We start from the raw sequence: 23026 nt of genomic DNA on the forward strand, positions 1-23026 counted from the left end.
AATTTGAGTAACAACAACCACAACTATCAAGCGAGTTATGTCACAAATAGCCAATGAATTCAGTTGCCTAAGACTATGGTCTAATCCCCAAAACTATTGTTGGAATTTGAACAGTGCTAAGCTGTTACAAAGTGACATATCTAAAAGGACGTTATATGCATTTCCCATATCGAAATATCGTAATTCTTACTGGCGCTGGCATCTCTGCAGAGTCGGGGATACAAACATTCCGAGCACAAGACGGGCTATGGGAAAACCACAAAATCGAAGATGTAGCGACGCCTGAAGGGTTCGCAAAAGATCCTGACTTGGTACAAGCCTTCTATAACAAGCGTCGTCACGGCCTGCAAAGTGAGAGCATTCAGCCCAATTCAGCCCACAAGGCGCTAGGAGAGCTCGAAGACAAGCTTGATGGCAAAGTTACCATCATTACTCAAAACATCGACAATTTGCACGAGAGAGGCGGTAGCAACAACATTATTCACATGCATGGTGAACTTTTAAAAGCGCGTTGCAGTGAATCCAATCAAGTTGTAGAGCACAAAGGCGATATTGAAACGGGTGAACTTTGTCATTGCTGCCAAATCCCTGCACAAATGCGTCCACATATTGTTTGGTTTGGCGAAATGCCACTAAGAATGGGCGACATTTATTCCGCACTGGAAGAAGCGGATCTGTTTATCTCTATCGGAACTTCAGGTGTTGTTTATCCAGCGGCAGGCTTTGTTCACGATGCGAAAATGCATGGTGCACATACTATCGAGATAAACCTCGAACCAAGTGCGGTTGAAAGTGAATTTGAAGAGAAGCGCTACGGCAAGGCGAGTATCGAGGTGCCTAAACTGGTTGGCGAGTTATTATGTACAGAGAAAGGTTCTTTAACGGCCTAAGCCTTGTCTTTAATAACACACATCAGTTTCTGAATCTGAAAAAATAAAGCGGCTTACGCCGCTTTATTTACTTAACTTCTTAACTAACAATAACTTAGTTGTTTACTTTAAGTTTTTGGAAGTACTCGTCATAAATAACGCTCGCTTCACCAACTTCATCTTGCCACACACCGTTATCCATCACTGATTGTGGTGGGAAAACGTTCTTGTCTTCAGCAAATTCTTTAGGAAGAAGAGGGTAAGCGGTTTTAACTGGTGTCGGGTAACCGATCTCTAGAGCAATTTTCGCAGCGTTCTCTGGGCGAAGAAGGAAGTCGATCATCTTATGAGCCGCTTCAGTGTTCTTAGCGCCTGCTGGAATTGCTAGGCTGTCCATCCAGAAGATAGCGCCTTTTTCTGGCCAGATAATGTCAATCGTTGCGCCTTCTTGGCGTGCCATGTAAGCAGAACCATTCCAAAGCATACCAAGAGACACTTCACCTGCTAGGTAAGGGTTCGCTGGGAAATCTGAGTTAAATACCAATACGTTTGGCATTAGCTTACGAAGTTCTTCGTAGGCTTCTTTGATTTCTTCAGGGTTAGTCGTGTTTGGAGAGTAGCCCAGTTTAGATAGAGCGATATGGAAAACCTCACGAGAGTCATCCATCATCATCAGTTGACCTTCCCACTGCGTATCCCACAGATCGCCCCAGTTTTTAACTGAAGACTTGTCTAGCATGTCTGAGTTGATACCAATACCCGTCGCACCCCAGATGTATGGGATTGAGTAGTTGTTATTTGGGTCAAATGGCTTATCTAAGTAATTTGGATCCAAATCTGCAAAGTGGCTTAGCTTGGTTTTATCAAGCTCTTGAAGCATGCCTTCTTTACGCATCTTAGAAACGAAGTAAGTAGAAGGAACCACTAAGTCGTAACCCGTACCTTGAGTTTTTAACTTAGCGTACATGCTTTCGTTAGACTCATAAGTTGAGTAGTAGACTTTAATGCCCGTCTCTTCTGTGAAGTCTTCTAGTACTTCATTTGGAATATATTCAGACCAGTTGTAAAAATACAGTTCTTGGTCAGCTGCGAAAGAGGGTGTAGAAAGTAAAGTAGCAGCACACAATGCGCCGGTATACAGTGTTTTTTTCATTACTGTTCCGTTCATTTGTTTGATTTGGAGCTGGGTAGTGAACCCAAGGTAAAGGATTTCGAAAAATCGCGCTATATTATAGCAGCGATATAATAAAATAGGCAGCCTAAGCTGCCTATTCATTGATATTCTTATTTTTAACTTATTGATTATCTACGTTGACCTGTTAAGTAAACTGGTTACTTAGCCACAGTTAGATAATAAGCTAAATTACTGACCTGCTTTAAGTTTCATGAAGTAATCTTCGTACTTCACTGTCTTATCGCCAACCGCAGCTTGCCATTCAACACGATCAAGGTCTTCTTGCGATGGGAATAGCGCAGGGCTATCTTTGAACTTCTCGTTAGACGCTTTAACGGCCGTTAGGTAGCCTGTGTCACGAGAAATTTGCTCAGCAATTTCAGGGCGAAGTAGGAAATCAATCATCTTATGAGCTGCTTCTACGTTTACCGCACCAGAGCTAATCGCAAAGTTATCAACCCAACCGATACCGCCTTCTTTAGGGAAAACCAGTTTGATTGGTAGACCTTCGTTTTGCGCTGCAGCAGCAGAACCGTTCCACAGCATACCAAGACCCACTTCACCAGACATGTAAGGCGCGCCTGGGTTGTCTGAGTTAAATACTAGAACGTTTGGCATAAGCTTTTGTAGCTCAGCGTACGCTTCGTCGATCTCTTTTTCGTTGGTTGTGTTACCAGAGTAACCTAACTTACGCAGTGCGATGTGGAACACTTCACGAGTGTCGTCCATCATCATCAGTTGACCTTCAAGCTCTGGCTTCCATAGATCAGCCCAGCTTTGGAAATCTTCTGGATCGTACATGTCAGTGTTAACAGCAAGACCTGTGATCGCAACTACGTGTGGAATAGAGTAGTCGTTGCTTGGGTCGTACGGCTTATCTAGATAGTTAGTATCTAGATTCTTGAAGTTGTTCAGCTTAGTTTTGTCGATCTTTTGTAGCATACCTTCGTCACGCATCTTAGATACGAAGTAAGTCGACGGCACAACTAGGTCATAGCCTTTGTTGTGTGTTTTTAGCTTTGCGTACAGGGTTTCGTTCGACTCGTAAGTCGAGTAGATCACCTTGATACCAGTTTCATCAGTGAACTGTTCTAGAATCTCACTGTTGATGTAAGGTCCCCAATTCATGAATACCAATTCTTTGTTATCTTTTGCAAATGATGGTGCAGATAACATTGAAAGCGCACATGCACTACCAGCTAATAGAGTAGCCCATTTTTTCATTGACGTTAGCTCCAAACTAAACGTTGCCCGAAGGCAGTAGATAGAAAAACAGAATGGCAATTTACCATTCTGTTTATGATTAACACTTTTTTTGAACTTGAAGTCTCTTAACTTCTTAATCAAGCCAGTCTCTATATAGAGTAGGAGACTTACTTGATTTTTTCTCTCGCTAATGACTGAGAAATGATCACCAGTATTAACGACACCACTAACATCACTGTTGCTAGGGCGTTTACCTCAGGAGAGATACCCACTTTAACCATTGAGTAAATCTTCAGTGGTAAGATTTCATACGTTGGGCCGGTTACGAAAGAGCTAATGATTACATCGTCCAAAGACAGAGTGAAGCTCAATAACCAACCCGCAGCAACCGCTGGCTTAGCAAGAGGCAGAATGATCTGTTTTAGAATCGTCCATTCACTTGCACCTAAGTCTTTTGCTGCTTCTAGCATCTTCACATCAAAGCCATTCAAGCGACTGTATACCGTTACTACAACAAACGGTAGACAGAAGGTAATGTGAGCAGCAAGTAGGGTAAAGAACCCAAGTTGAACACCCATTACCAAGAATAGCGCAAGAAGCGAAATCGCCATTACGATATCTGGAGACATCATTACGATGAACAGCATGCCATTTACGATGCCTTTACCTTTAAATTGGTAACGGAATAGGGCTACTGCTGTAAGGCTCCCGACAATCGTTGCGGCTGTTGCTGAGAACACCGCTACGTTGATCGAGTGCCACGCAGCCTGCATTAGGCTGTCGTTGTTAATAAGCGCGTCATACCATTTAGTGGTGAAGCCACCCCATTTCATACCAAACTTATTGGCATTAAACGAGTTAGCGATCAATACGATAATAGGTAGGTATAGAAAGGCGTATACCAGCGCCATAAAGCTGAACTTAACTGTGCGCCCCATTAGTCTAGCTCCACTTTCTTGTTCAATAGCTTACCTGCTCGGTAGTAGGCATACAGCATCACAGCCATTGCCATGGTCAGTGCGATACTCGTCGCTGCGCCAAACGGCCAGTCTCGAGCGTTGAGCACTTGGCTCTTAATCACGTTACCAATCAATAGGTTCTTAGCTCCGCCTAATAGGTCAGAGATGTAGAACATACCTAACGCTGGCAGTAGCACTAACAAACAGCCGCCAATAATGCCCGGCATTGTTAGTGGTAGTACCACTTTCAATAGCGTTTGCAGTTTGTTCGCACCTAAATCTTTAGCCGCTTCTAAATACGTATCGTCCAGTTTTTCAATCGCTGAATACAGCGGCAGAATCATAAACGGAAGTAGGATGTACACTAAACCGATCATTACTGCGGTTTCTGAGTACATGATACGTAGCGGTTTATCAATGATATCTAACGCTAACAAGCTTTTGTTCAAGACACCTTGCGTACCCAGTACAATTTTTAATCCGTATGTACGAATCAAAGAGTTCGTCCAGAATGGTACTATCACTAGGAACAACATGATTGGACGCCACTTCGCCGGCATTTTTGCCACGATGTAAGCGAATGGGTAACCAATAATCAAACAAAGTAGGGTTGCGACAATTGCCATATAGAAAGAGTGCATCAACACTTTAAAATACAGCGGGTCAGCCAAACGCACGTAGTTATCGAGAGTGAAGGTCATCTCGATCAAGTTCGCTTCATCACGAGTTAAGAAGCTAGTACCAATGATCATGATGTTTGGAATCATCACGAACAACACTAACCAACCTGTGATTAAAGCAACAATTGCGTTTTGTAAATTAAACTTCTTGCTCATCTTCTAATACCACTTCCCAGCTCTCAACCCAAGTTACTGCAACTTTTTGGCCCAGTGAGTGATCAACATCAGGGTCATCTTCGTTGAAGAATTCGCTAACCATGACACGCATACCAGATTCAAGTTCTACGACTGAATCTAATGTCATGCCTTTATAGGTTCGCTCGACAATGTGGCCAACAATACCGCGTTGCTCTGACTCTTTAATTTCTTCGATTCGAAGATCTTCAGGGCGAAGCAATACTTGCAGTTTTTGACCCGGTGTTACGTCTTTATCGTGATAGATAATGGACTCTTCACCTTCGATTGTCGCAACAATGCGTTTTTCATCTTGACGAGATTTCGCTGTCGCTTCGAATACGTTAATTTCACCAATGAAACGCGCTACAAATAGGTTCTTAGGCTCTTCGTAGATCTCTCTTGGTGTTCCGTCTTGTTCAATCACGCCATCACGCATAACAATAATACGGTCAGACATAGACAGCGCCTCTTCTTGGTCATGCGTTACAAAAATGAACGTGATACCAAGTTGGCGTTGTAATTGTTTCAGCTCGATTTGCATCTGTTTACGTAGTTTGTAATCCAGAGCAGATAGAGATTCATCCAACAAAAGAACTTTAGGCTTATTAACGACAGCACGAGCGATTGCGATACGTTGCTGTTGGCCACCAGATAGCTGGTGTGGCTTTCGTTGTGCCATTTGTTCTAGGCGCACCATTTTCAAAGCATCCATTACACGAGGTTCAATCTCGCTGTTTGGAACTTTCTGCATGCGTAAGCCAAATGCCACATTGTCGAAAACGGTCATATGCGGGAATAGGGCATAGCTTTGGAATACAGTGTTTACATGCCTTTGTTCAGCAGGAACTTGGGTTACGTTTTGTTCAGCTAATAGTATTTGACCACTATCTGCCGTTTCAAAACCCGCAATCATTCTTAGCACGGTTGTTTTACCACAACCTGATGGGCCTAAAATCGTGAGAAACTCACCATGATTTACGTTTAAATCCAGATTGCCGATGACTTCCTTACCATCGAAACTTTTACTGATGCCAGTTAGCTGTACTACTGGCTTTCCTACTGATTTTTTAGCGTTCAACGTCTGTTTTTCTCCACCTTGGTTCTATTTGAGACCTGTTGCTATACACCTTTAAGGCGCGCATCATAATCACCAAAAACGTGAATTCAAAGCATTTTTTACCTTTCGAAGATAAAAAATTTCGCAGGTAAAAGTAAACATCCTTTACCATACTGTTATTTACTGGGTTTACACCCTAACAAGTGTCTAATTATTAACCATCAAGACGCAAAAGCAAGCCTTGTTACAGATTCATATTTTAGTTTGTATCCGACATATGAGTATAATGAAGGTAATTTTTTATCAATAAGTTAGGTGGCTTCGCTTAATCGGCACACCTAGGTATCAATATGAACAACGACATCGAAAAAGATTTTAATTTGGGCGGTAGTATCAACCGTGCACTTTCTGGCGATTATGAGCTCAAAGCAACGGCTGTATTCCAAGAAGCTTGGAAACATACGATAAGTCACTTTCTTTCGTTTTCCCCAGCGATTATTGCTTTGATGTTTGTGCAGCTCGCTATCTTTTATATCGCACTAAAACTACAGCTTGGTGATCCCGCGGTTATCTTAGATGCAGTTATCGACCCAGAGTCGTTTACGCCACAAATCGTTGAATCGATTTTTATCGCGAACTTTAGCTATGAAGTGATCAGTGCGCCTATCTATGCGGGTATCTGTTTAATGGCAATGAGTCACGCCGCTGGCCTACAAACCAAAGTACGCCACATCGGTAAAGGTTTGCAGTTTACGGTTCCGGTTATTCTAGTGACTTTGTTTAGCCTAATGCTTCAAGGCATCGCAGGTATGATTCTGCCGTTCTTGTCTATCTACTTCTCACTGGCGTTCAGCCATTCGATTCTGCTGATTTGTGATAAGAAAGTGCCGCCAATGCAATCGCTGCTGCTTTCTCTGCGTGCTGTCAACAAAAAAATCTTCACCGTTGCTTCTATCTACCTATTAGTAATGCTGATGTTCATCGTCGCGGCAATGATGTACGGCATTGGCCTTATCTTCGTTTTACCTTTCTTCTTCCACGTGAAAGGGATTCTTTACCGTGAAATGTTTGGCATCAAGTTGAAACTGATTGCTTCAGATCGTCCAAAGAGCGATGACGATAACAACGATAGCAATAACGACGACAATAACAAAAACCCACAGGTGTTCGATGCATAAAGACACACAGGCAAGCACAAGCAAATCACTTGCGCTTAAAGTGACGGCACTGGCTCTTGTTGGCTCTATTTCAATGATTGGTCCTTATATTTACCAAGAAGAAGAACGTCGACGAACGACAGAGCAGAGCTCCAACTCAACTGACCAGTTTGGTGACTTGACGGTTTCTTCGAGCACACCGAACTTTGCGGCCATCGAAGATGTGAATGAGAAAAAGGACACGTTCTTTTCGTTCCTACGTCCAAGTATCAATATCGAAAACAAACGTATCACCAAAGAACGCGCGTTTTTAACTAAGCTCTCTGAGTCCGGTTTAAGCAGTATTGATTCTGAAGACGCGTCTTATGCGAAAAGGTTAGGGAAGTTATACAGCTTGCCTGTACCTAGTGAAGGTTTAGATCAAGTATGGCTGACAGAGATGCTTAACCGCGTGAATGTGCTGCCAGAGGCACTTGTACTGACACAAGCTGCGAATGAGTCGGCTTGGGGAACATCGCGTTTCGCCACCAAAGCGAACAACTATTTTGGACATTGGTGTTATACCAAAGGTTGTGGCCTTGTTCCGCTACAACGTAACGAAGGTAGCTCGCATGAAGTCGCAACATTCTCTTCAAGCCAAGAATCCGTACATCGGTATTTCATGAACCTTAATCGTAATCGTGCTTACGCCGATCTAAGAGTGATTCGTGCAAAACTTGATGCGCAAGGTGATGATCTTTTAACAACCGCAACGGCGACAGAGCTCACCAATGGCTTGTTAAAATATTCTGAGCGAGGTTCCGACTATGTGACTGATTTACAAGCTATGATCCGTCACAACGAGGTATACTGGAAAAAGTAACTCATTTTGATACCAACTTGGTTGCCTTCGATAGTCGGCTTATACCAGTAATATCACAAAAAGAGCAGCTCATTGGCTGCTCTTTCTATTTATAAACGCTCAACTTCGACAAGATTATAATAATGAAAAAGACAGCACTCGCTTTATTAGCCTCATTAAGCCTTGGGGTTTCTCTTCCTGCTTCAGCGCAAGAATACATGTTCACGTATTCTAAGCTTTATACTCAGCTGAAAAACAACACCAAAGAAGGGCATGATGATGTCAAAGTTGCGGTCTTCTTTGTTGATCAACAAGCTCAGCAAACCTGTCACATCAGCAAAGCTTGGATGGAAAAAGAAGAGCACTACGAAGAGCTAAAAGTCTCTCCGGCCAATGAACTGCTTCTACCGGTAGATCAAAACCTACGCTCAGCAAACCCTCTTATCTTTGTACAAACTCAAGAACAGGAATGTGCGTATTCTTTTGTGGTGATGACTCAAGAGCCTTTAGCTGGCACAGTAGAAGTTGCACAGATAGAAAACCTATTGCCACAGATGCAGGCGATGCTTGAAGACGTCAGCGGTATGTTCTCTGGTTGGTTCACGCCAGATATCCAAGGGTTAACGCTAGAGTTCGCTAATAAGCTGGAAGGCAACATCGAGCTTTCAAATGGCAAGCAACTACCAATCAAAGAAGGGCGAGCGAAATTCACCTTAGAAGAACTTCATGGAAGTGACAGCATCACGTTACCAGAACCAACAGTTCGCGTATTGCCGTACATTCCCGCGCAATAGTTTTTAACGGAATCATTGTTAGTGAAGTAAAAGCTTAGCGGAATCATTCCCCTAAGCTTTTACGACATATCTTAAAGCAGCCTCATCGAATTAGATCAGGCTGCTTTTCTTTATCTGCGATACCAACCGAGAGCATGTGAAACCGCGTTTCTCTACCAGCTAGGGAGCTTATCGAACAATAAAAGCAGAATCTTTCTATTACTCAGCTTGTTTATCCGGCCGTTACTATTTCAACATCAAATAAAAATCCGTATAATCCACGCCCTAAAACAGTCCCACTAGCAATCTACAGTCGGTAATACGACGGTGTGAGAGTCGCAATGAACCAAAACGATAATAGAAAAGAAACACTTGAATTCAACAAACTTCAGAAACGTCTGAGAAGAAATGTTGGAAATGCCATCATCGACTACAACATGATCGAAGAGAATGACGTAGTAATGGCATGTATTAGTGGCGGTAAAGATTCATTTGCGATGTTAGATATTTTGCTACGTTTACGTGAAGCAGCACCGATCAAATTTGATGTTGTGGCAGTAAACCTAGATCAAAAACAACCTGGGTTCCCTGAACACATTCTTCCTGAGTACTTTGAAACGCTGAACATTCCTTACTACATCGTAGATAAAGACACGTATTCAGTGGTTAAAGAGAAAGTGCCAGAAGGTAAAACAACGTGTGGCCTATGTTCTCGTCTTCGTCGTGGTACTTTGTACTCATTCGCAGAGAAGATTGGTGCAACTAAGATCGCTCTGGGTCACCACCTAGACGACATCGTTGAGACCATGTTCCTAAACATGTTCCACGGTGCGCGCTTAAAGGCTATGCCACCAAAGCTTCGTTCAGATGATGGTCGTAACGTTGTTATTCGTCCACTGACTTACTGTCGTGAAACGGACCTAATCAAATACGCAGAACATAAAGAGTTCCCAATCATTCCTTGTAACCTATGTGGCTCTCAAGAGAATCTACAGCGTCAGAACATTAAAGCGATGCTAATTGATTGGGATAAGAAAACGCCAGGTCGTGTTGAGAAGATCTTCAAGTCAATCCAGAACGTAAGTCCAAGCCAACTGGCTGACCGCGAGCTGTTTGACTTCGTGAACCTTCCACTAGACCGTAGTGAAGACCGCAAAGCGTACGAATTCGAAGAAGCTGAAATTTCATCTTCTAACATCGATGAATCAATGTTCATCGACGTAACGAACGTATAATAAGAATAATCGTTGTAGAGCAATAGATGCGCCTACAACAGACAAACAAAAACGCCTCAAGCAATGCTTGAGGCGTTTTTTTATAAGTTAAACTATCCCTGACCTAACCTTTCGAAAGGTTAGGGTCTAGTGGGCTGACGTAACCAGACGGTTTAAGAGCCAACACATCACAGTTAATCTTATCGATAACATGTTCCGCGGTATTACCAATAAACACGGCAGACAAGCCAGTACGACCCGTTGTACCCAGAATCACCATCGCAGCGTTATTTTCAGAAGCGACGCGAGGAATAACATCTTCTGGCAAGCCTTGTTCAACCACAGTTTGTTCTTCACACATACCGTGCTTCTGGCGCAATGCTTTCATTGCCGTTAAGTGATGGCCACGAACCGCATCGGTATAAGACGTTGGATCAAACTCTGGCAGTTCAATGGTAATATTCGCAGGTGTCACTGGGTAGGCATTCACCAAGAAAGGTTCAGCATCCAAACGACCGGTGATCTCTAGTAATCTGTCGACCATCGTATCGTTAAGCTCTAAATGAGCTTCTGTTTCAGAACCAACATGAACTGAAGCAAAAATCTTCGCGTGATCTGGCCAGAAATCGTTTTTAACCAATAGCACTGGGCTAGGGCACTTTCTCAATAAGTGCCAATCGGTTGGAGTGAAGATGACAGATTCCAAGGTATCGTGCTTACGCGTGCCTTTGATTAAGATGTCGTGCTCGCCGCTGTAAACCTCAGCAATGATCGCTTCGTACGGGCGGTTATGCCAAACCACTTGTACATTAAATTCAATAGAATCATCTAGGTAAGGTTCTGCGACTTTATTCATCCAAATTTCGCGTTGGTGAATTACGCCTTTGCGCATTGCGTCTCTTTCATCGATAGAGAGCATAGATGTCATTTCATACGAGAAGTCGTATATCGACAAAAAGAAAGTGATGTGGCTTGTTGAGGTGCTTTTCTTAGCAAGTTGGATAGCACGAACTAGAGCAGGTTGCTCATCGTGATTAATGTCTGCGACAACTAAAATTTTGTTATAGATACTCATAACTAAGCCTACTTTTCAGACCGAACATATAAATAATGTAGCGTAGTTATGGAGAGATTAAGAGAAATATAAGAGGTTTTAAGAGAGAAACATGATGTAGCTCATTATTGAACTACATCATTGATATCTAGACTATTCTTTTGAAACGCCAGCAAGTTCCATCAACGCATCGTGATCTTCGATAGTGATATATTTGCCTTTAACGCTCAAGATGTCTGCTTTTTGGAAACGGCCTAGAAGACGGCTAATTGTTTCAACAGTCAAACCAAGGTAGTTACCAATATCGCCACGAGTCATCGTTAGGCGGAACTCACGCGGGCTGAAGCCACGTTGAGAGAAGCGAGTAGAAAGGTTGTAAAGGAATGCAGCAAGGCGCTCTTCCGCGTTCTTCTTAGAAAGAAGCAGAATCATTTCTTGGTCACCTTTAATCTCATTACTCATCAGGCGCATAATTTGCTGACGCAATTTAGGCATTTTTCCTGATAGGTCATCAAGAATCTCATATGGGATTTCACATACCATAGAAGTTTCTAGCGCTTGTGCGAAACTAGGGTGTTGGTCACCAGTAATCGCATCGAAGCCAACAAGATCGCCCGCTAGGTGGAACGCAGTAATCTGCTCATCACCTTGCTCAGTAATCGTGTAGCTCTTGATCGTTCCAGAGCGAATAGCATATAGAGATTTAAGCTCGTCACCAGCTTTAAATAACTCTTGGCCTTTTTGAATAGGCTTTTTTCTCTCAATGATCTGATCAAGTTGATCGAGTTCAGATTCATTCAAAGTAAACGGAATACAGAGCTGGCTAATACTACAATCCTGGCAATGGATCGCACAGCCACCAGACTGAACACGTTTCGTCACAGGCTTTTCAGAAATCATAACAATCTTTCACTATTTGATATACGTCAATATTTTAGCATTCCTTTATCCAGTTGGGTAGTAAAAAAACCGGATTTAAAGATTGCCTATACGGTATAAATAATGAGCTGCAATGCCATATATCCGGTATAGAAACCATAAAGGAGGATTAAAATTGCGCCTAATTGGCGAAATAAGTCAGCTTGTTGCATTTTTTTGAGGAAATTAGCGCCCATACCTACTGTGAGCATCGCTGGGAGCGTCCCTAAACCGAAAGCAAGCATAATACCTGCACCGTTGTACCAACTTCCTGATACGGCCGCCCACGTAAGCATTGAGTAAACTAAGCCACATGGTAGCCAACCCCAAATAAAGCCAAACGGCAAAGCGTGGCTAGGGTGCTTCAAGGGTAGAAATGATTTACCTAAAGGAGAGATATAACGCCATAGCTTCTGTCCGACTTTTTCAAAGAACAACAAGCCGAACCACCATTTACCGATATACAACCCTAAGACGATCATGAAGCCAGCAGCAAATAATCGCAGCCAACCTAGCAGAGCGTTAAAATCGCTTAGCTGACCTATCGAAGAGATTGCACCGCCAATCACACCGCCAATCACGGCATAACTTAGCAAGCGCCCTAGGTTATAAAGTAGGGGAATAACAGGGGAAGGTTTACTGTTGCCAATCGAAAGAAGCGACGCAATACCACCACACATTCCCATGCAATGGCCTGCGCCGATCAATCCAACAACAAAGGCTCCGATCCAATCAGGCGTCATCGTTCTTTTTGTCTACGTTAGTTTGGCTTTCGCTGTTAGCTTTCTCATTCTTGACAGGTTTACTATCAGAATGGTTGTGAGCCTTTTCGTCTTCATCAAACAGTATATTGTGACCTTGACGTTCTAGGTCTTCAAACTGTTCGCTCTTCACCGCCCATAGAAAAATACCAACAGCGATGCACACCAGTACAATCGCAATGGGGATCAGGATGTATAAACTTTCCATTATTTACCTTGCTCTTTTAAAAGCCTTAACGAGTTAGACACAACAATAATAGAGCTGGCAGACATGCCCACAACGGCAATGTATGGAGCAACCAAACCCGCGACAGCCAATGGAAGGATAAGTAAGTTATATCCTAATGACCAAGCTAGGTTTTCACGAATTATCTTACGTGTTTTTAACGCCAAAGTACGCGACTTAAGTAATCTATCGAGCTTATCACCCAGTAACACCATATCCGCAGAAGCTTTCGCCACGTCTGTACCGCCGCCCATAGCGACAGAAAGGTGGGCACCTGCAAGAATAGGGGCATCGTTAATGCCATCGCCAACCATCATGGTAATGTCACTTGCATCTCGAGAGTTCAGGTAAGCAAGTTTATCTTCAGGTTTCGCGTTAGCAACAATATCAGTAATACCAATCTCTTCAGCAACAGGCTTCGCGTTAATCAAAGAATCGCCAGTAAGCAGAGTTGTTTTGATGCCCGCTTCTTTAAATTGCTTAATAAACTCGATGCTTTCTTTACGGATTGGATCTTCATAAGTAAATGTAGCGATATGACGACCCGCCATCGACAAGTAAATGCCGTTGCTTTCCGATGGTTGAGCTTCACCTAGAATGAATTCACTACTACCAATCGCAACTTCTTGGCCGTTCCACTCACCAGTGATGCCTGAACCAATTACGTTATTGACAGACTCTACTTCGATATCATCTGAAATATGAGTCTTAAACGCTTTAGCGATAGGGTGGTTAGCGTGTTGTTCCAGGCTCGCCGCTACTTTGAGACAAGTGTCTTTATCAAGTTCAGCGAAGGTTTCAACTTGGCTGATACGAATATCACCCTCAGTCAATGTGCCTGTTTTATCGATGATCAAGTGATTTACTTTGCACAAGGTTTCGAATACGTGGCCTTTGCGCAGCAAAATACCGAAGTTACCCATGCGAGACGTTGAGCAAGTAATCGCCGTCGGTGTTGCAAGTGACAGAGCACAAGGACACGTTGCGACCAATACCGAAAGCATGATCCAGAAAGCGTCTTCTGGTCGTGTTTGGTGCCAGTAGAACCAAGTACCGAACGAAATGATTAAGATCACCGCAACAAAGTATCGAGCCACAACATCAGCAATTTCTGCAATTCGAGGTTTAGACAATTGCGCTTCGTCTTGCAGGCGAACGATGTTGGAAATCACCGAATCCGCTTTTGACGTCATTACTTCCAATTCAAATGATTCATCACCATTCAATGTACCAGCAAAGACGGTATCGCCTTCGTTTTTGACTACATGGATAGATTCGCCAGTCAGCATCGATTCATCGATATGAACTCTGCCAGACAATACTTTGCCATCGGCAGGAATGTGCTCACCCGGTAGAACGCGAATTTGGTCGCCAACTTTTAAGGTTTTGACTGGAACTTGTTCGCCATCTAACGTTGTTGCCATAGCAGGAACGAGCTTAAGCAGGTTACCACTAGCAGCGGCGGCTTTACGACGAGCGCGCATTTCAAGGAAACGACCAAGCAGTAGGAAGAAGGTAAACATCGAGATAGATTCGAAGAATACTTCACCTTTCTCTGTCACCGTTGCGACCAAACTTGCAACGTAGGCAAACAAAAGAGCGATCGACACAGGTACATCCATACCCAATGTTCGACCTTTGAGGCTACGCCACGCGTTGATATAGAAAGGCAATGCAGAGTAGAGCAGAACCGGTGTTGCAAAGATTAAGCTCACCCAACGGAAGTAGCTTTTGAATTCGGGCTCAAGGTTACCAAAGACTTCAAGATAAAGCGCAACAGCCAGCATCATGACCTGCATGGTTGCTAAACCAGCAATGCCAAGACGATAGAGATAATTCTTCATCGATCGATGATAGGCGGCTTCTTGTTGATCAGCCTCAAAAGGTGCGGCTTTGTAGCCTAAGGTATGGATTGCAGACAACAGCTCGCTCAGTTTCGTCTGAGTGTTGTCCCAACTGAGCAGGGCGCGGTTAGTCGTGGTATTAACACGAATACTAACAACCCCTAACTTTGAAGAGACTTGCTTTTCAATAAGCCAAGCACAAGCAGCACAAGAGACACCTTCTAGTGACAATGTCACTTCAGAGGTGTTTTCAGAGTTACGGACGAACTCCAATTGAACATCTTCGTTGTCGTAATGACTGAGTGCCAGAAGTTGCTCTGGCACGAGATCCGCTTTTTCAGCTGGAGCGGTACGATATTGGTAGTAAGAGACCAGACCGCTATCAACGATTGTCTGGGCTACGGTTTCGCAACCCGGACAACACATAGGTCGCACCGATCCTAAGATTTCTACTTTAAAATCCGTTTCCGCTGGTACATCTTCACCGCAGTGATAACAGGATTCACACATAAGATTTAGTTCGTTAGTTGAGTAGGAGTATCAATAGGGAAGTTCATGCGACCTTGCACTAACCATTCAGAATCATGCGGAGAAAGCTCGATAAACCATGGACCTTGCATTTCATGATCCAGAGTCAACGTGTAGTTGCCTCTCGCATCAGCGGTCAGTAGCTGAGTAAAATCACGGTCAGGCAGCGTTCGGTGCACGAACATTGCGCTAATAGCAGGGAAGTGGTCTAGTTTGCCTTTGTCGAGAGTAATGATAACTGAGTTACCTTTCTCGCTAACTGAAGCTGATAAGCCAAGCTCTTTAGCAACATTTACTTTCGAAATGTCGACATTAATACCTTTACCTTTTTTATAGTAATCTTCAGTGACAACGTTAACTGAATGGTTGGTAAGTATCGCGACTCGAACCAATGTTAGCATAGAAACGCCAACGGTTAGGAAGATCAAAAACCACGGCCAAAACTGCTTATACCAAGGTTGTTCCATATTATTATTCTCAATATATACAATGAAATAAAACTAATTTTTACAAACACTTAAGGTTATAACTGTAAAAGAAAGACAGCCCCTTAAGAAGGGGCTGTTATTATTATGTTACTCTTTATCTGAGTTGCTGAGGCTCCAGACGTAGGCAGAGACGAGCTGAACCTTATCCTCACCGAGGATGTCCTTCCAAGCCGGCATTACACCAGAACGTCCGTACATGACTGTTTCCGTCACATCAGCGCGAGAATCGCCAAATAGCCAGTCGCGGTCAGTCAAGTCAGGTGCGCCAACAGCAGGGTTACCCTTACCATCAGTACCGTGACAGGCTGCACACACTACAAAGCGCGCTTTACCAGCCTCTGCTTCACGTGCGTTTACGCTACGACCAGAAAGGCTAAGCGTGTAGCTAACTACTTCTTTTACGCCTTCTTCGCCAAGAGCGTCTTTCCAACCTGGCATTTGACCGACACGACCATGCATGATGGTAGTAACGATAGCTTGTGGTTCACCACCATATAGCCATGCGTCATCAGTTAGGTTCGGGAAACCTTTCTGACCACGTGCATCAGAGCCGTGACACTGAGAACAGTTTTGTAGGAACAAACGTTGGCCCACTTTGATTGCATCGGCATCTGATGCAATGTCAGGGACAGAACGTAGACCATTTTCGTCGTGAGCTAGCTTTCTGAATGCTTCACCAAAGTAGGTGTCTGCATCATCAAGCTCTTTCGCGTATGCGTCTAACTGTTTGTTTGCTTGCGCAGCAGCGATTGCAGAGCGAGACTCTTCTACGCTACGAACTGTTTGGTTTGAACTCGTCCAACCTAGTAGACCTTTAAAGTTGCCAAGGCCTGGGTATAGAGCTAGATAAACAGCTGCAAACACAATTGTGCTAACGAAAAGGTATGTCCACCATTTAGGTAGTGGGTTATTAAGCTCACGAATACCATCGTATTCATGGCCCATATCCTGACCTTCTTCTACACCTGTTTTATCGTTGGAACACCAACGAAGTAAGGCTGCACAGCCAATCAATGTACCGATTGTGATTACTGTTACCCAAATACTCCAGAATGTACTCATTACTTCGTCACTCCTTGATTTTTATCTTTCGCAGGTGCTTCATCAGCGAACACTAGGTTTGCATCTTCGTCGAAGCGCGACTTACGATTTTTACCGAAAGCCCACCAAACGATGCCGATGAAACAAGCAAAAACAGTAACAGTCCAAACACTTTGAAATGTAATAATGTCCATAATTATTCCTTATTTCATTGCGTGGCCAAGCGATTGAAGGTAAGCGATGATTGCATCCATCTCTGTTTTTCCTTCAACATCTTGTTTAGCGTTAGCAATTTGTTCGTCTGTGTAAGGAACACCAAATTGATTACGGAAGATTTCAAGCTTCTGTTTAGTCAATTTGCCATCAAGTACATTCTCAGCAAGCCATGGGAAACCAGGCATGTTTGATTCAGGAACAAGTTCACGAGGGTCGATAAGGTGAACACGGTGCCACTCATCAGAGTAACGATCACCAACACGCGCTAGATCAGGACCAGTACGCTTAGAACCCCATAGGAATGGGTGTTCCCAAACACTTTCGCCAGCTACAGAGTAGTGACCGTAACGTTCAGTTTCAGAGCGGAAAGGACGAATCATTTGGCTGTGACATACGTTACAACCTTCGCGAATGTAAATATCACGACCTTCCATTTCCAGAGCAGAGTAAACACGTAGATTTTCTACAGGTTCAGTAGTCTGCTTTTGGAAAATAAGTGGGGTAATTTCTACTAAAGCACCAAAACTGATAGCAATAACGATAAGAATCGCTAGTAGGCCAACATTCTTCTCTACCAACTCATGGCGATTATTTGAATTTGAGCTCATTCTAAATCTCCTTAAGCCGGTTGAGGGATAGCTTTAAGGCTATCTTTAGGTGCAGAAACAGTTTTGTACGTGTTGTATGCCATTAAGAACATACCAGATAGGAAGATGAAACCACCTAAGAAACGTACAAAGTAGAACGGGTAAGACGCTTCTACAGATTCAACGAAGCTGTAAGTTAATGTACCGTCAGAGTTAACTGCACGCCACATCAGACCTTGCATCACGCCAGAGATCCACATTGCTACAATGTAGAAAACCGTACCAATCGTTGCTAACCAGAAGTGAACATTGATTAGGGATACAGAGTACATACGCTCTTGACCAAATAGTTTAGGAACTAAGTGGTAAACCGAACCGATAGAAACCATTGCAACCCAACCTAACGCACCAGAGTGAACGTGACCGATAGTCCAGTCCGTGTAGTGAGATAGTGCGTTAACCGTTTTGATTGCCATCATTGGGCCTTCGAAAGTCGACATGCCGTAGAATGATAGAGAAACGATTAGGAAACGTAGGATTGGGTCGTAGCGAAGCTTATGCCACGCACCAGATAGAGTCATAATACCGTTGATCATGCCACCCCAAGATGGAGCAAACAGAACCAAAGACATAACCATACCTAGAGATTGAGTCCAGTCAGGAAGTGCAGTGTAGTGTAGGTGGTGAGGACCAGCCCAGATATACAGAGACACGAGAGCCCAGAAGTGAACAATCGACAAACGGTAAGAGTAAACAGGGCGACCAGCTTGTTTAGGAACGAAGTAGTACATCATGCCTAGGAAACCAGCTGTCAATAGGAAGCCTACCGCATTGTGTCCGTACCACCATTGCACCATTGCATCGATCGCTCCGGAATAAATCGAGTACGATTTAAACGCAGAGACAGGAACAGCTAGGCTGTTAACGATGTGCAACACGGCAACCGTGATAATGAAGGCTCCGAAGAACCAGTTTGCTACGTAAATGTGCGATGTCTTACGTTTAATCATGGTTCCGAAGAACACGACCGCATAAGCTACCCACACAAGAGTAATAGCAATATCGATTGGCCATTCAAGTTCTGCGTATTCTTTACCAGAGGTTAAACCTAACGGTAAAGTAATTGCAGCGGACAGGATAATCGCTTGCCAACCCCAAAAGGTAAAGGCTACGAGAGGGCCACCAAAGAGACGCGTCTGACAGGTACGTTGTACAACATAATATGATGTTGCAAACAGCGCACTTGTACCGAACGCAAAAATAACCGCATTAGTATGCAGGGGACGTAAACGACTGTACGTCAACCACGGCGTATCAAAGTTTAGCTGTGGCCAAACTAATTGAGCGGCAATCAAAACACCAACGCCCATACCGACAATACCCCACAAAATTGTAACTAGGGTAAATTGACGGACGACCGTATAGTTGTAGTTTTGTTCAAGCTGCTTTTCTTGGCTCATTTGCATGCTTCCAATTTCTTATTTACTACACTTTACTTCCAACACGACTCACGTCGTAATGCCACCCAAATTAGAAAAGGAAATTCAGCCTATTCAGGGCTTTATTTCCACTTGCTGATTTTAAAAAAAAGTGGCATTTTCAACGCGACACTATACTTGAATTAACAAATCAATGACAGAGTAGTAACCTTACGCTTGGTCTGGAATTGGATTTTTATTTAAAAACTTTGAACTTTGTAACAAGGAGTAAAGATTATAATGGCGGCACAAAAGCTAACAAAAGGCAGGCTTGTTCAAATTATCGTCATGTTGGTTATTTTAATAGCTGCATTTACTTGGAGAACAGTAACATACGATAATAACGAAACAGTAAACTGTATAGTTTCAAAACCTTGTGAATTTGGTATTGATAATCATAATGTTTCAGTTTCAAGCAATAACCTAGGGTATTCGATCGAAACATCTAAAACTGGCAAATTTATCATTAGCTATAATGAAAGCGGAATTCTGGAAGAAAAAGGACCATCAAATTGGCTGTTACAAACTAGTGATAAGACCTCCTCAATAACGGTTACATTTCCACAACAGGTGAGCACGTTTTCTGTAAACCTTTCTAAGGAGTAACAGAGAGAAACTGGGGCACACCTCGGTTCTTTTGATAGAAACATGTACCAAATCAGTGAAACACAATGCATTAAAGTGTTATAAAGAGAGCATTAATAAAGTTACCCAGAATCTATGAAATTTCTATCAAAAGTCTCTTACTCCCTAGACGATAAAATCGCAGTAGATGAGTTGCTCAGCGGGGTGGAAAACCCTGACGATATTGCTTGTCTTATTTGCTACTGCACAGAAGAGTATTCGACACTCGCTGTGCAGAGATATTTCGTAGATGCTCTCCCGAACACTCCCATACATGGCTGTACTACTTGTCACGGCATTATGACCGAAACTGGTTTTCATTCTGGTCCAGTCATTGGCGTCCTCATTATTTATGACTCGGGGATCAACGCCTATGGTACGGGAATCGAACATTTCAGCGACTCCATAGACCGCAGTACCTTCAGCGCGATAGACAAAGCACTCAAGAACGCCAACCGAGAAGGTGAAATTCCTGATCTTATCTTGCTGCATTCCACACCGGGTAACGAAGAAAAGGTGATGGCGGCTATCGATAAGAAATTTGGTACTGAAGTGCCAATTATTGGTGGCAGTGCTGCAGACAACCAGGTTTCCGGAAATTGGAGTATCTTCACCGAAGAGTCGCTGTCTATAAATGGTGTGTCTTTAACGGTAGTGTTTGCGTCTCAGTCCATCTATTCCTCTTTCAGCGCGGGTCATACGCCTACGCGGTATTCAGGCACCGTGACCAAAGTAAGAAACCGAATTTTGTTGGAGATAGACCACAGGCCAGCCGTCACCGTTTACAACGAATGGACTAATTTCCACTTAGATGGCAGTGATGATGGCTACATATTCGAAAAGTCGTCAGTCTACCCATTAGGCAGGAAAGTCGGCTCTTCTTACGATTACCCATATTTCAAATTGTCTCATTCGATCAGAGAGACGGAGTGTAATGGGATTGAGCTGTTCACAGACATCAGTGAAGGCGACACCATCTACCTGATGCAAGGGTCTAAGCAGCAGTTGATTAGCCGCGCCGCGAATATCATTCACTCCTCATACTACAACGACATGGATCTTGAAGAGAAACTAGGGGCGATCAATATCTTTTGTGCAGGCCCAATGTTGAACCTTAAACAAGATATGGATGAGGTTTGTGACCAAATAAATCAAGCACTTAATGGGCTCCCATACATATGTCCATTTACGTTTGGTGAACAAGGCAGGCTCTCTGGTGGCGAGAATGCACACGGGAATTTAATGGTATCGTCTGCAACGTTTTATAGGTTGAAAAAGTAATGGGTTCTGAAGGTCAAGAAGCGCTGCAAGAAGCACGTATTGAACTGCAAAAACTAAAAGCCCGTGAGCGAAAGCTGGCTGAAGAGAACAGGGTGATCTTATCAACCATCTCTGCGATCAGTAAGGCAAGTAACATATCTGAGATATTCTCCAGTCTCGAGTTCGTGCTCAAAAAATACATTAAGTTTGATGACTTTATCGTGGTATCAAGGGTAGGGAACGAAGGCAGTTTCAAAACCCTGCTAAGCAATAACAAAGTCTTCGAACAGATGAATTGGAGTGATTGTGGCAAGTTATCTCGAGTGATCAATGGAGAATGCGCCATCCTTTTTGAACCCAAGTCTCTGGGTGAATTCAATTCCTTACATCCCATTATCCTCGATCAAATCAACTCTGTTCTAATTACTGGTATCGATAGCGGACTAACACAATCCGTCATCATCTTTATCCACTCGAATACCAAGCACTTTAGTATTGAAACTAAGGCCACACTAAACCGTTTTCGACCGTTGATAGAGCGTGCTGTTTTCGATATTGAGAACAAAGAAAAGCTTGAAGCAACCGTTCGAGAACGTACCGCAGAGCTTGTCACAGCAAGAAAAGACGCAGAAAGAGCCAACAAGGCCAAGTCTGAATTCCTCGCGATGATGAGTCATGAATTAAGAACACCGCTAAATGCCATAATTGGCCTAATAGACACCCTAAAATCCACATCATTGAACGAAGAACAACAGTCTATACTGCTTAATATGAGCACATCATCTGAGCTATTGCTGGCAATTATCAGTGACGTATTGGATTTTTCTAAGATTGAATCTGGGTGTTTCTCGTTGGCTCCTCAATGGAGCAACGTAAGAGACACTGTAACTTTTGTATTATCTGAACAAAAGAAGACAGCAGACGATAAAGGTTTGCCGCTAACAGTAACTAGCGATATCCCTGAAGGTGAACTTCATTACATCGACCCAAGTCGCTTGGCACAGATCCTATTTAATTTGATCGGTAACGCGATTAAGTTCACTGAGCGTGGGCATGTCCATGTTTCTATAAAGTACCAGCAGAGCTCTTTCTATATAACGGTGGAAGACACAGGGATTGGCATTAGCTCGCAACAACTTTCGTCGCTGTTCAGTCCATTTGTGCAAGCTGATAGCACAATCACACGTAGATTTGGTGGCACAGGTTTAGGCTTGGCCATCACTAAAAGACTGGTTGAACTGATGCGCGGGCGCATATCGGTAAAGAGTGAGCCTGGAAAAGGCTCCAAATTCGAAGTACAGTTGCCAGTGCTTACTAGAGTTACGAATAATCTGGCTAACAAAGAAGACGAATCTTCACGAGAGTTAAGAAGCCGTTATTCAGTGTTAGTTGTCGAAGACAATCCAACGAATCAAATGGTGATAAAGTTAATCCTTACAAGACAAGGCCACGAGGTTTTCATCGCAAGTAATGGTGAAGAAGCGATTGGCTTTATTGAAAGAGGCAACGAATCAATAGACATTATCTTAATGGATGTGTCGATGCCGGTCATGGATGGATTAACCACAACCAAATACATGAGAGACGCAAACATCAAAACACCAATCGTTGCGCTAACAGCACACACATCAGTAGAAGACAAATGTTCGTGCTTAGATGTCGGCATGAATGATTTCGTGACCAAGCCAGTAAGAACTAAAGAGATCACAGAAGCAATTGATCGATTAATGCTTGAAGTCTAATAAACGTATTCTTAATCGAAGATTAGGAAATATGTTTATTAGGTATTTTATGGTAAATAGCCTTACTGTTAAATAGAACATCGATTTGGTAGATAAACAAGAGGCAGGGCATCGCACAAAGATACCTGACTTATAAATACCAAACACCATTT

At 43.2% G+C, this 23026-nt stretch carries 23 protein-coding genes; 8 read left to right on the forward strand and 15 right to left on the reverse strand.

The genetic code is table 11. The features are described from left to right. Positions 1-155 precede the first annotated feature (155 nt). A complete protein-coding gene (gene cobB / locus BCU07_RS06185; protein ID WP_017063867.1) occupies positions 156-890 on the forward strand; it encodes a Sir2 family NAD+-dependent deacetylase in 735 nt (244 codons plus the stop codon). Between the two features lie 94 nt (positions 891-984). Here cobB and BCU07_RS06190 read toward each other — a convergent pair whose 3' ends face one another. The 5 genes from BCU07_RS06190 to potA all read right to left on the reverse strand — a co-directional run bounded on the left by BCU07_RS06190 (position 985) and on the right by potA (position 6143). Next, positions 985-2022, reverse strand: a complete 1038-nt coding sequence (locus BCU07_RS06190) for an extracellular solute-binding protein (protein ID WP_017059627.1) — start codon at positions 2020-2022, stop codon at positions 985-987. A 210-nt stretch (positions 2023-2232) separates the two neighbouring features. Continuing rightward, positions 2233-3267, reverse strand: coding sequence for an extracellular solute-binding protein (locus BCU07_RS06195; protein WP_017059628.1), 1035 nt, complete (start codon positions 3265-3267; stop codon positions 2233-2235). A gap of 149 nt (positions 3268-3416) precedes the next feature. Continuing rightward, entirely contained in the window at positions 3417-4187 is a 771-nt protein-coding gene (gene potC, locus BCU07_RS06200) for a spermidine/putrescine ABC transporter permease PotC (protein ID WP_017059629.1), read from the reverse strand. Beyond that, positions 4187-5044 (reverse strand): spermidine/putrescine ABC transporter permease PotB, encoded by an 858-nt coding sequence (gene potB / locus BCU07_RS06205; RefSeq protein WP_017059630.1) that lies wholly within the window; start codon positions 5042-5044, stop codon positions 4187-4189. The genes potC and potB overlap by 1 nt, the downstream gene beginning before the upstream one ends. Continuing rightward, a complete protein-coding gene (gene potA, locus BCU07_RS06210; RefSeq protein ID WP_017059631.1) occupies positions 5028-6143 on the reverse strand; it encodes a spermidine/putrescine ABC transporter ATP-binding protein PotA in 1116 nt (371 codons plus the stop codon). The genes potB and potA overlap by 17 nt, the downstream gene beginning before the upstream one ends. Before the next feature lie 329 nt (positions 6144-6472). Between potA and BCU07_RS06215 the strand changes: the two genes are divergently transcribed. From BCU07_RS06215 to ttcA, 4 genes are all read left to right on the forward strand, one after another. Next, positions 6473-7300: a hypothetical protein gene (locus BCU07_RS06215; protein WP_017059632.1), complete on the forward strand. Its 828-nt coding sequence runs from the start codon at positions 6473-6475 to the stop codon at positions 7298-7300. Further along, positions 7293-8141, forward strand: coding sequence for a glucosaminidase domain-containing protein (locus tag BCU07_RS06220; protein WP_102428852.1), 849 nt, complete (start codon positions 7293-7295; stop codon positions 8139-8141). The genes BCU07_RS06215 and BCU07_RS06220 overlap by 8 nt, the downstream gene beginning before the upstream one ends. A gap of 122 nt (positions 8142-8263) precedes the next feature. Next, positions 8264-8914, forward strand: coding sequence for a DUF2987 domain-containing protein (locus tag BCU07_RS06225; protein ID WP_102428851.1), 651 nt, complete (start codon positions 8264-8266; stop codon positions 8912-8914). A gap of 320 nt (positions 8915-9234) precedes the next feature. Continuing rightward, positions 9235-10128, forward strand: a complete 894-nt coding sequence (gene ttcA, locus BCU07_RS06230) for a tRNA 2-thiocytidine(32) synthetase TtcA (protein ID WP_017059635.1) — start codon at positions 9235-9237, stop codon at positions 10126-10128. A 103-nt stretch (positions 10129-10231) separates the two neighbouring features. On the opposite strand, the gene uspE is transcribed toward ttcA, so the two are convergent. The 10 genes from uspE to ccoN all read right to left on the reverse strand — a co-directional run bounded on the left by uspE (position 10232) and on the right by ccoN (position 19236). Then, complete coding sequence (uspE, locus tag BCU07_RS06235; RefSeq protein ID WP_017070547.1) at positions 10232-11182, reverse strand: universal stress protein UspE; 951 nt, start codon at positions 11180-11182, stop codon at positions 10232-10234. 132 nt (positions 11183-11314) lie between these two features. Beyond that, the gene (locus tag BCU07_RS06240; RefSeq protein WP_017059637.1) at positions 11315-12061 is read right to left on the reverse strand and encodes an FNR family transcription factor; all 747 of its coding nucleotides are present in this window, start codon (positions 12059-12061) and stop codon (positions 11315-11317) included. Between the two features lie 86 nt (positions 12062-12147). Further along, positions 12148-12822 (reverse strand): sulfite exporter TauE/SafE family protein, encoded by a 675-nt coding sequence (locus BCU07_RS06245; protein WP_102428850.1) that lies wholly within the window; start codon positions 12820-12822, stop codon positions 12148-12150. Continuing rightward, the gene (gene ccoS, locus BCU07_RS06250; protein WP_017059639.1) at positions 12812-13048 is read right to left on the reverse strand and encodes a cbb3-type cytochrome oxidase assembly protein CcoS; all 237 of its coding nucleotides are present in this window, start codon (positions 13046-13048) and stop codon (positions 12812-12814) included. Before ccoS ends, BCU07_RS06245 begins: the two co-directional genes overlap by 11 nt. After that, positions 13048-15420 (reverse strand): heavy metal translocating P-type ATPase, encoded by a 2373-nt coding sequence (locus BCU07_RS06255; protein WP_102428849.1) that lies wholly within the window; start codon positions 15418-15420, stop codon positions 13048-13050. The genes ccoS and BCU07_RS06255 overlap by 1 nt, the downstream gene beginning before the upstream one ends. A gap of 5 nt (positions 15421-15425) precedes the next feature. Next, positions 15426-15905, reverse strand: a complete 480-nt coding sequence (locus tag BCU07_RS06260; RefSeq protein WP_017059641.1) for a FixH family protein — start codon at positions 15903-15905, stop codon at positions 15426-15428. A gap of 108 nt (positions 15906-16013) precedes the next feature. Beyond that, positions 16014-16988 (reverse strand): cytochrome-c oxidase, cbb3-type subunit III, encoded by a 975-nt coding sequence (ccoP, locus tag BCU07_RS06265; RefSeq protein ID WP_017063857.1) that lies wholly within the window; start codon positions 16986-16988, stop codon positions 16014-16016. Next, positions 16988-17161 carry a CcoQ/FixQ family Cbb3-type cytochrome c oxidase assembly chaperone gene (locus tag BCU07_RS06270; protein WP_004733679.1) on the reverse strand — a complete coding sequence of 58 codons (174 nt, stop codon included), beginning with the start codon at positions 17159-17161 and terminating at the stop codon, positions 16988-16990. Before BCU07_RS06270 ends, ccoP begins: the two co-directional genes overlap by 1 nt. A 9-nt stretch (positions 17162-17170) precedes the next feature. Next, entirely contained in the window at positions 17171-17791 is a 621-nt protein-coding gene (gene ccoO, locus BCU07_RS06275) for a cytochrome-c oxidase, cbb3-type subunit II (protein WP_017059643.1), read from the reverse strand. An 11-nt stretch (positions 17792-17802) separates the two neighbouring features. Next, positions 17803-19236, reverse strand: a complete 1434-nt coding sequence (gene ccoN, locus BCU07_RS06280; RefSeq protein ID WP_009846707.1) for a cytochrome-c oxidase, cbb3-type subunit I — start codon at positions 19234-19236, stop codon at positions 17803-17805. A 252-nt stretch (positions 19237-19488) separates the two neighbouring features. On the opposite strand from ccoN, the gene BCU07_RS06285 reads away from it, so the two are divergent. The 3 genes from BCU07_RS06285 to BCU07_RS06295 all read left to right on the forward strand — a co-directional run bounded on the left by BCU07_RS06285 (position 19489) and on the right by BCU07_RS06295 (position 22874). Then, positions 19489-19854 carry a hypothetical protein gene (locus tag BCU07_RS06285; RefSeq protein ID WP_102428848.1) on the forward strand — a complete coding sequence of 122 codons (366 nt, stop codon included), beginning with the start codon at positions 19489-19491 and terminating at the stop codon, positions 19852-19854. Between the two features lie 114 nt (positions 19855-19968). Then, entirely contained in the window at positions 19969-21153 is a 1185-nt protein-coding gene (locus BCU07_RS06290; protein ID WP_017059646.1) for an FIST signal transduction protein, read from the forward strand. Then, positions 21153-22874: an ATP-binding protein gene (locus BCU07_RS06295; RefSeq protein WP_017059647.1), complete on the forward strand. Its 1722-nt coding sequence runs from the start codon at positions 21153-21155 to the stop codon at positions 22872-22874. The genes BCU07_RS06290 and BCU07_RS06295 overlap by 1 nt, the downstream gene beginning before the upstream one ends. Positions 22875-23026: the final 152 nt, after the last annotated feature.

Source organism: Vibrio sp. 10N.261.54.E10 (genome assembly GCF_002877735.2).
In the GTDB taxonomy this organism is placed as follows: Bacteria; Pseudomonadota; Gammaproteobacteria; order Enterobacterales; family Vibrionaceae; genus Vibrio; species Vibrio crassostreae_C.